Source organism: Streptomyces sp. NTH33 (assembly GCF_003236365.1).
GTDB lineage: Bacteria > Actinomycetota > Actinomycetes > Streptomycetales > Streptomycetaceae > Streptomyces.
The window spans coordinates 1-8977 of record NZ_POTZ01000297.1; the positions used below are offsets into that span (position 1 = coordinate 1).

General features: G+C 71.6%; 9 protein-coding genes. 5 read left to right on the forward strand and 4 right to left on the reverse strand.

Annotated elements, in window-relative coordinates; all coding sequences use genetic code 11:
* Positions 1-559, forward strand: a 559-nt coding sequence (locus C1I97_RS24715) for an amidohydrolase family protein (RefSeq protein ID WP_146608278.1), incomplete at its 5' end; no start/stop codon positions are given.
* 121 nt (positions 560-680) lie between these two features.
* Positions 681-1613, forward strand: a complete 933-nt coding sequence (locus C1I97_RS24720) for a 1-phosphofructokinase family hexose kinase (RefSeq protein ID WP_111005381.1) — start codon at positions 681-683, stop codon at positions 1611-1613.
* Positions 1614-1616: 3 nt separating this feature from the next.
* Here the strand turns inward: C1I97_RS24720 and C1I97_RS24725 are convergent, their stop codons facing one another.
* Complete coding sequence (locus C1I97_RS24725; protein WP_111005382.1) at positions 1617-2549, reverse strand: carbohydrate-binding protein; 933 nt, start codon at positions 2547-2549, stop codon at positions 1617-1619.
* Between the two features lie 118 nt (positions 2550-2667).
* A complete protein-coding gene (gene cdgB / locus C1I97_RS24730) occupies positions 2668-4326 on the reverse strand; it encodes a diguanylate cyclase CdgB (RefSeq protein ID WP_111005383.1) in 1659 nt (552 codons plus the stop codon).
* Between the two features lie 389 nt (positions 4327-4715).
* Here cdgB and C1I97_RS24735 point away from each other — a divergent pair, with 389 nt between their 5' ends.
* Entirely contained in the window at positions 4716-5297 is a 582-nt protein-coding gene (locus C1I97_RS24735; RefSeq protein WP_441349146.1) for a flavin reductase family protein, read from the forward strand.
* Between the two features lie 101 nt (positions 5298-5398).
* Here the strand turns inward: C1I97_RS24735 and arfB are convergent, their stop codons facing one another.
* Complete coding sequence (gene arfB, locus C1I97_RS24740) at positions 5399-5836, reverse strand: alternative ribosome rescue aminoacyl-tRNA hydrolase ArfB (protein ID WP_111005384.1); 438 nt, start codon at positions 5834-5836, stop codon at positions 5399-5401.
* A gap of 173 nt (positions 5837-6009) precedes the next feature.
* Between arfB and C1I97_RS24745 the strand changes: the two genes are divergently transcribed.
* Positions 6010-6585, forward strand: a complete 576-nt coding sequence (locus C1I97_RS24745; RefSeq protein ID WP_111005385.1) for a TerD family protein — start codon at positions 6010-6012, stop codon at positions 6583-6585.
* A gap of 432 nt (positions 6586-7017) precedes the next feature.
* Here C1I97_RS24745 and C1I97_RS24750 read toward each other — a convergent pair whose 3' ends face one another.
* Entirely contained in the window at positions 7018-8403 is a 1386-nt protein-coding gene (locus C1I97_RS24750) for a M1 family metallopeptidase (RefSeq protein ID WP_441349147.1), read from the reverse strand.
* Between the two features lie 58 nt (positions 8404-8461).
* Here C1I97_RS24750 and C1I97_RS24755 point away from each other — a divergent pair, with 58 nt between their 5' ends.
* Positions 8462-8962: a hypothetical protein gene (locus C1I97_RS24755; RefSeq protein WP_111005387.1), complete on the forward strand. Its 501-nt coding sequence runs from the start codon at positions 8462-8464 to the stop codon at positions 8960-8962.
* Positions 8963-8977: the final 15 nt, after the last annotated feature.

An 8977-nucleotide genomic window follows, 5' to 3' on the forward strand; every position in this document is an offset into this window, starting at 1 on the left:
GACGGTGGAGGCGATCGACGCCGGTGCCACCGTCGCCACCCACCTGTTCAACGCGATGCCGTCCCTGGGACACCGCGCCCCGGGCCCGATCGCGGCCCTGCTGGAGGACGAGCGGGTCACGATCGAGCTGGTCAACGACGGCGTGCACCTGCACCCGGCCGCCCTCGAACTGGCCTTCCACCACGCGGGCCCCGAGCGGGTCGCGTTCATCACCGACGCCATGGACGCCGCCGGGAGCGGCGACGGCCGCTACCTGCTCGGCCCGCTCCAGGTCGAGGTCACCGGCGGGGTGGCGCGGCTGGTGGAGGGCGGTTCGATCGCGGGGTCGACCCTGACCCTGGACCGGGCCTTCCGGCGTGCCGTGACCATCGACCGGCTGCCGGTCGAGCACGTGGTGGCCGCGCTGTCCGCCACCCCGGCCCGGCTGCTCGGCGTGGACGACCGGGTGGGCTCCCTGGAGCCCGGCAAGGACGCCGACCTGGTGCTGCTCGACGAGGACTTCACGCTGAAGGGCGTGATGCGGCGGGGCGCCTGGGTGGTTGCGCCCCAACTGGGGTGATCCGTCCGCCCGTACGGCCGCGGTGACCGGTCCGCGGGGTGGGCGCCCGGCCGCGTCTTTGGCATGATCGAACCTCTGGAACGTCGCGACACGCGCTCTTACTCGGGGGAGGTCGGCCCACGTGATCCTCACGGTCACGCTGAACACCGCTCTCGACATCACCTACCGGGTGCCGTCCCTGAGGTCCCACGCCTCCCACCGGGTGTCGGAGGTGACCGAGCGGCCCGGCGGCAAGGGCGTCAACGTCGCCCGGGTGCTGGCGGCCCTCGGCCACGAGGTGACGGTCACCGGCTTCGCGGGCGGCGCCACCGGGCGCGAGCTGCGCGACCGGCTCGCGGACCGGGCGCCGGGCGTGGTGGACGCGCTGGTCCCGGTCGCGGGCGCGACCCGGCGCACCATAGCCGTCGTGGACGCGCGCACCGGCGACACCACCCAGCTCAACGAGCCGGGCCCGGTCGTCGGCCCCGCCGAGTGGTCCGCCTTCCAGGACGTGTACGAGGAGCTGCTCGGCTCGGTGTCGGCGGTGGCGCTGTGCGGCAGCCTGCCCCCCGGGCTGCCGGTGGGCGCGTACGCCGGTCTGATACGGACGGCGCGGGCGGCCGGGGTCCCCGTCCTGCTGGACACCAGCGGCGAGGCCCTGCGGCGCGGGGTGGCGGCCCGCCCCGACGTCATCAAGCCGAACGCCGAGGAACTGGCCGAGCTCACCGGCTCCCACGAACCGCTGCGCGCCACCCAGGACGCCCGTCGGCGCGGCGCCCGCGCGGTGGTCGCCTCCCTGGGCGCCGACGGCCTCCTCGCCCACACCCCGGACGGCATGTGGCGGGCCACCCCGCCGGACCGCGTCCGGGGCAACCCCACCGGCGCCGGCGACTCGGCGGTCGCGGGCCTGCTGTCGGGCCTGGCGGAACACCTCCCCTGGCCGGACCGCCTGGCCCGCGCGGTGGCCCTGTCCACGGCGACGGTGCTGTCCCCGGCGGCCGGCGAGCTCGACCGTCAGGCCTACGAGAAGCTGCGGGCGCAGGTGGCGGTGACGGGGGAGGTCAGCGCCGCGTGAGCGTCAGCCCGACTTGACCCAGCCCTTGGCCAGCCACAGCTGGTCGAGGTTGGCGTCGCACTGGTTGCCCCCCTCGCACGAGATCTTGATGGTGTTCGTGCCCTTGTTGAGCTGGATCCAGTTGTAGGTCTTCGTCCAGCCCTTCTCGTAGTCACCCTCGGGTGCTTCCGCCCAGTTCCTCAGGTTGACCGGCGTGCTGGACGCGGTGCCGTTGACCGTCAGAGTGGCGGTGCCGTCCTTGCCCGGGACGCCGTAACCGATGAACACGGTGTACTTGCCGTCTTCGGGGATGTCGTTGACGGCCCAGGTGACCGAGGCGCCGACGTTGTTGAAGTTCGTCACATAGACGCCGTCGGCCGTCCGGGCGCCCTTGATGTCCGAGGCTTTGGTGGCGCCGCCGTCCACCTGCAGCGCCTCGGCGTCGGTCTTCGGCAGCTCGCCCTCGCTCGGCGCGCTGTTGCTCGTCGACGGGCTCGGCTCGGAGCTCTGCGTGGCCGTGGGGGTCGTGGCCCCGGCCTTGTTCTCGCCCTTGTCGTCGGAGTCACCGTTGATCATGGCCACGCCGATACCGATGACGACCGCGGCGACCACCGCGACGGCGCCGATCAGCAGGCCCTTGGTGTTCGGGCCCCGGTCGCCGCCGCCCTGGCCCGGCCGGCGGCCCGTGGGCGCGCCGCCCGGATGGGTCTCCGGAGCGGCGTAGTGGGCGTTCGGACGGCTGTACGCACCCTGCTGCTGCGGGGCCTGGCCGTGGGGCGCCGCGGGGGCCTGCTGGCCGTACTGCCGCTGACCGACCGTGCGGACCCGGTTGACCGCGTTCGGGTAGCCGTAACCGCCGGAGGGCGGCTGGGCTCCGTTGGCCTGTCCGTCGGCGTACAGGTACCCGAACGGATCGTCGTCCTCGGGCGTGCTCGCACCGTTGTTGCCGGCCGTCATCCCTAGGTCTCCTCAAGCGTGGTGCGGGTGGTGCGGTACGTCGTGAGGAAAGCGAGCCTACCTGCTTCGCGGTACCCGAACGGGTGACTCACGCCGCACCAATTCGCTGACCTGCGGCTCAACCGGCGCGACGATGCTGCCGAGGGCGAGATCTTTTCTCGACGTACATTCTTTCGTCGGCGGATTTCAACACTTCGTCCGCCGTCATGCCGCAGTGGGCCCAGCCGATGCCGAAGCTCGCCCCGACCCGGACGGCCCGGCCCTCGGCCCGGATCGGCTGGATGATCTCGTTGCGCAGGCGTACGGCGAGGTCCTGGGCGTCGGCCTGGCCGAGCCCGTCGGCGAGGATCACGAACTCGTCGCCGCCGAGCCGGGCCACGGTGTCGCCGTCGCGCACGCCGTTGCTCAGCCGCCGGGCCACCTCGATGAGGACGGCGTCGCCCGCGTTGTGCCCGAACCGGTCGTTGATCGACTTGAAGCCGTCGAGGTCGCAGAAGAGGACCGCGAGCCCCTTGGCGCCGTCGTCGTGGTCGCCCTCGGGGGCGACGGCGTGCACGTGGTGGTCGTAGGCGCCGTACGCCGGTGCGCCCGGCCCGAAGTCGAAGTCGTGGCCGCCGACGTCGTAGGCGGGGTGGCCGTAGGCCGCGTCCAGCGGCTCCGGCTCGCCCTCGGGCCCCGCCTGGGGCCGCCGGCACAGCCGGGCGGACAGCCGGGAGCGCAGCTCGGCGGAGTTGGGCAGGCCGGTGAGGGAGTCGTGGGAGGCGCGGTGGGCGAGCTGCAGCTCGCGGCGCTTGCGCTCCTCGATGTCCTCGACGTGGGTGAGCAGGAAGCGGGGGCCGTCGGCGGCGTCGGCGACGACGGAGTTGCGCAGGGACACCCAGACGTAGCTGCCGTCGCGACGGCAGAGGCGCAACTCGGCGCGGCCGCCCTCGGCGGAGGTCCGCAGCAGGGTGCCTATGTCCTCGGGGTGGACGAGGTCGGAGAAGGAGTAGCGGCGCATCGCGGAGGCGTGGCGGCCCAGCAGCCGGCACAGGGCGTCGTTGGTGCGCAGGATGCGGCCGTGCTGGTCGCCGCCCATCTCGGCGATGGCCATGCCGGAGGGGGCGTACTCGAATGCCTGCCGGAAGCTTTCCTCGCTGGCGCGCAGGGCCTGCTGCTCGCGCTCCAGACGGACCAGGGCGCGCTGCATGTTCGCACGTAGACGCGCGTTGCTGATCGCGATGGCGGCCTGGAAGGCGTACATCTGCAGCGCCTCGCGGCCCCAGGCGCCGGGCCGGCGGCCGTTGCGCGGACGGTCCACGGAGATCACGCCGAGCAGCTCGCCGGAGGAGCCGGCCTGGCCGCCGGGGGTGTACATGGGCGCGAACAGCCGGTCGGAGGGGTGCCACTCGTCCTCGAAGCGGGGCGGGGGCCCGTCGGTGTACCACGTCGGGATGTCGTCGTCGTCGAGGACCCAGCCCACGGTGTGGGGTATGAAGACCAGCCCGTCCCACTGCTCGCCCATGAGGAGCCGGCGCTCCCAGGACTCGCGGGAGCCGGCACGGCCGGTGATGAGGGAATCGGCGGCGGCGTCCCCGGACAGGGCGGCGACGACGAGGTCGCCGTCGGGGCGTACGAGGTTGACGCAGGCCAGTTCGTAACCAAGGCCGTTCACGACGCCGTCGGCGACGGTCTGCAGAGTGTCCGCCAGGCTCCGCGCGGTGTTCATGTCCGCCATGACCTGGTGCAGTTGCCGCAGGGTCGCAAGACGGACGTACGGCTCCGAATCGGTCTCCATGCTCGCCCTCCCCCCGCGACCTCGCAGCGCATCCAGGGTGCTCTTCGGCGTATCTCGTCCGTGCAGTCCTCTGTGCAGTCTCAGCCACTGAATCACAGCGCGGAGCCCACTCGGCACACAGGGTCAACAATTCACGAGCCTTGTGACTCAAGTCACAGGCAAACGTGAACAATTGAGTGGAGTTTCTGCGTTTTCCCTGTGCGTTTCACGAACGCGGAATTCATGTGTGTGCGGACATGATGCACGAGAGACCCACCGGACACACGGAAACCGGTCCTTCGGCCCCCCGTTCCCCCTGCTCCTCCGGCCCTCTGGTCCTCCGGCCCTAGGTCCGGGTTCGGGCGGAGGCCCGATGCGGGGGCCGCCGAGCGGTGGTTAGCGTTCCGTGTGTGCTGAACACATCCCCTGCGCTGTCCGTCCCCTCCCCCACCACTGCCTCCGGGCATGCTGAGGGGGTGACCAACGACGAGTTCCGTGCCGCGATGTCCCGGCTGGCCGCGGGTGTGGTCCTGGTGACCGCGCAGGAGCCGCCGCTCGACCCGGACGACCCGCAGGCGCCGGCCGGCGAGGACGTGGGCATGACGGCGACGGCGTTCATGTCGGTGTCCCTGGACCCGCCGCTGGCCCTGGTCAGTCTGCGCGAGGGCTCCCGCATGGACGACCTGCTCGCCGAGCAGCCGCTGTGGGCGGTGTCGATCCTCGCGGAGAACCAGCGGCACATCGCGGGCCGCTTCGCCATGAAGGGCCGCATCAGCGACCGGCTGCTGTTCAAGGAGCTCTCCTGGACGCGCGGCGAGTCCTCCGGCGCCCCGCTGCTGACCGACGCCCTGGCCACCTTCGAGCTGCGCACCGAACAGCGGGTGACGGCGGGCGACCACACCCTGGTCGTCGGCCGCGTCCTGACGGCCCGCGTCCCGGGCACGGGCGGCCCGCTGCTGTACTACCGCGGCCGCTACCGCCACCTGGGCTGACGGCATCGCGTCCAGCCCCTGTCACGCCCAGTCCCTGTCACATCCGGTCCCTGCTGCATCCGGTCCCTGCTGCATCCGGTCCCTGCTGCATCCGGTCCCTGCTAAGTCCAGCCCTTCCCGGACCGCCCCCGCTTGGTCTCCGAGCGCTGTTTCTTCTCCCGCAGCCGGCGCTCGTTGATGCCGCGGGGGATCCGGGTGGGCCTGCGCGGCTTGGGCGGGGGCGCGGTGGCCTCGGCGAGCAGCGCGGCGAGACGTACGGCGGCGGCTTCGCGGTTGCGCCACTGGGAGCGGTGCTCGGAGGCGCGGACGCTGATCACCCCGTCGACGAGGCGGCCCGCGAGCCGCTGCAGGGCGCGCTGCTTCCACACCTCGGGCAGGGCCTCGGTGTTCGCGAGGTCGAAGCGCAGTTCCACAGCCGAGTCGCTGGTGTTGACGTGCTGTCCGCCGGGCCCCGAGGACCGCGAGAACCGCCAGACCAGCTCGGCCTCGGGGAGCGCGACGGAGCCGCGGATGACATGGGAACCGGACATGCCCTCCATGTTCCCGCCCCTGTCCGGGTCACGTCACCGGGTTTTCCCGTGCGTTCGCGTACGTTCGAGCGAGGCTTGGCAAAAAAGGTAAAGAGATACGGAACCCTGGGGACTCCCTTGGCGTTCCTACGGGTGGCGGTAGCTTCGTCCGCAACACGCAACGAGGGAAGGGACTCCCAACAATGGCTGTAAGCCTGTCCAAGGGCGGCAACGTCTCGCTCACCAAGGAAGCTCCGGGCCTGACCGCCGTCACCGTGGGCCTCGGCTGGGACGTCCGCACCACCACGGGCACGGACTTCGACCTGGACGCCTCCGCGATCGCGGTCAACGCGCAGGGCAAGGTCTACTCGGACGCCCACTTCGTCTTCTTCAACAACAAGCAGACCCCGGACAACACCATCGTCCACACCGGTGACAACCGCACCGGCGAGGGCGAGGGCGACGACGAGGCGATCAACGTCAACCTGGCCGGCCTCCCCGCCGACATCGACAAGATCGTCTTCCCGGTCTCCATCTACGACGCCGAGAACCGCGGCCAGAACTTCGGCCAGGTCCGCAACGCCTACATCCGCATCGTCAACCAGGCCGGCGGCGCCGAGATCGCCCGCTACGACCTGTCGGAGGACGCGGCCACCGAGACGGCCATGGTCTTCGGCGAGCTGTACCGCAACGGCGCGGAGTGGAAGTTCCGCGCGGTGGGCCAGGGCTACGCCTCGGGCCTGGTCGGCATCGCCCAGGACTTCGGCGTCAACGTCTGACGCTCCTCCCCACCGCGGCGCGCGGAAACCTCTAGGCAGGGGCCGGGTCCCAGAATCCGGCCCCTGCCTGTCTTATCAGCCTGCGTCCGCTTGTTGTTCCGGTGCCCGTGCCGGCTCGGTACTGACCCACCGGCCTGCGGCCCTGCGATTCCAGGGACCTCGCGAGCGGCCCATCCGCGCGTATTGCGCCCAGCGGCGCGAGCGAACCCGACCACCCGTCAGCCCCCCGAACACCCATGATCCCGACGAGTGCGACGCAGGGTCCACTCCGGGCCTCCTGAGACGGACCTGACGTCACATCGGACGTGGCGTGCCACCTCGCACCGTGGCAGGTGAGACACCGCCGCCCACGATCACTACTTCAACCGTCCGGCCCGTGACTTAATGGAGGCTGCCCACGGTCGGGCAGCCAAGGCACTGGGGCTCACGTGCTCAGGGGCGCGCCGGTTTTCCGTCCCCGTACAGCCAGTCCTTCCAGATCTCGCCGAAGTCCTTGTCCGGGGCCTTCTTCTCCACGTAGGCGGTGAAGTCGGCGGTGGAGGCGTTGCCGTGGCGGTGGGTGGCGGCCCAGCCCCGGGCGATGTCGTGGAACGTGTCGTCGCCGACCGTCCGGCGGATCCTGTGCAGGACCATCGCGCCGCGGTCGTAGACGGGCGGGTCGAAGATGTGCGCGGCGCTGCTCGGGCGGGCGGGCGGAAAGGCCCACAGGGCCTGGCTCTCGGCGTCGTCGCCGTCGTAGAGCGCGTCGAAGGTCTGCTGCGCGCTGTCGCCGCCGTGGTCCTCCTCCCACAGCCACTCGGCGTACGTCGCGAAGGCCTCGTTGAGCCATATGTCCCGCCAGCTCCTGGGGGTGACGGAGTTGCCGTACCACTGGTGGGCGATTTCGTGGACGAGGGTCTCCAGGTCGGGGGCGCCGGGGAAGACGGGCCGGTTCTGGGTCTCCAGGGCGTATGCGGCGTCCTTGCCGCGCCCGACGATCGCACCGGTGGACGAGAAGGGGTACGGGCCGAAGGTGTCCTCCGCCCACTCCACCACCTCGGGGATCTTGGCCAGTACCGCCCGGCTCGCCTTCGCCTGGGCCGGAACGACGGCGACGTACACCGGCAGGCCGCTCTTCGTGGTGGAGCGCGTGATCTCGAAGCGCCCGATGGCGACGGTGGCCAGGTAGCTCGCCATCGGCTCGGCGGTGTGCCAGTGGAACGTCGTACGTCCCCCGCGGGTCGTCCCGCTCTTCAACTCGCCGTTGGAGACGGCCTGCAGGCCCTTCGGAACGGTGACCGAGATGTCGTAGGCGGCCTTGTCGGACGGGTGGTCGTTCCCCGGGAACCACGCCATCGATCCGACCGGCTCGCCGAGGGCGAGGGCACCGTCGGCGGTGGGCAGCCATCCCTCCTCCGACCCGTCGGGGTCGGTGACGGTCCGCGGCTTCCCGGCGTACCGCACCGTCGTGCGGAACGTCTCCCCCTTCACCAGGTCGTCGTGCGGCCGCACGGTGAGTTCCTGCCCGGCCCGGCTGAACAGGGCGGTCCTCCCCTCCACCGTGACGCCGCGCACCTCGAGCCCCTCGAGGTCGAGGTTGAAGGCGGACAGGTCCCGGGTGGCCCGGGCGGTGATGACCGCCGTGCCCGTCAGGTGACGGCGGTCCGGGTCGTAGGCGAGGGTCAGGCCGTAGTGGCTGACGTCGTATCCGCCGTTGCCGGCCCTGGGGAAGTACGGATCACGCACCCCGGCCCCGCCCGGAGTGCCGTGCACACCTCCGTCGCACCCGGTCAGCGCGAGCAGGGACAGGACACAGCCGGCCGCGACGGCCCGGACCATCGGTGCGGATCGGTACACGTGCGCGATCCTATGCCGCGCCCGTGACACCATCGCCTACGTGCTCGACATCGGCTACGCCCTCTCCAACCGCTTCCCCGACCCCCCGCAGACGGACTACCGTCGCGTGGACGTGCGCGCCCTGCGGCACGACCTGTTCTGCGGCGACGTCTACCTGGCCGACACCGAGGCGGACCGCGAGCTGGCCACGGCCTGGGGCTGGGTGCCGGTGCTGGACTTCGCCTGGGCCCTGTGCGACATCGTCGAGCGGCTGGACCGGGACCCGGCCGGCTCCCGCGCCTCCCGCCCGCAGCGGGCGGAGCTGGACTTCACCGAGTCCACGGACCGCATGCTCTTCGAGCGCCGCTTCGGCTGGGTCGACATCGCCTCCGACTGGATGCCCGCCGAGGAGTCCCCGCTGTCCTTCTCCCACACGGAGCTGCGCCGCGAGGCCCGCGACTTCCTGCACGACCTGATCGCCGACCTGTGCGACCTGCACGAGGACCTGGCCGAGAACCCGACGATCTGGACCCTGCAGGCCCGCTACCCCCGCGTCCCCTGAACCTCTTTTCATCCC

What these genes read in the sequence shown, in the direction of transcription:
- C1I97_RS24745 (WP_111005385.1), top strand. Translation starts at nt 6,010, where the DNA reads ATGGCTGTAAGCCTGTCCAAGGGCGGCAACGTCTCGCTCACCAAGGAA.
- C1I97_RS24725 (WP_111005382.1), bottom strand. Translation starts at nt 2,549, where the DNA reads ATGACGGCCGGCAACAACGGTGCGAGCACGCCCGAGGACGACGATCCG.
- arfB (WP_111005384.1), bottom strand. Translation starts at nt 5,836, where the DNA reads ATGGAGGGCATGTCCGGTTCCCATGTCATCCGCGGCTCCGTCGCGCTC.
- cdgB (WP_111005383.1), bottom strand. Translation starts at nt 4,326, where the DNA reads ATGGAGACCGATTCGGAGCCGTACGTCCGTCTTGCGACCCTGCGGCAA.
- C1I97_RS24750 (WP_441349147.1), bottom strand. Translation starts at nt 8,403, where the DNA reads ATGGTCCGGGCCGTCGCGGCCGGCTGTGTCCTGTCCCTGCTCGCGCTG.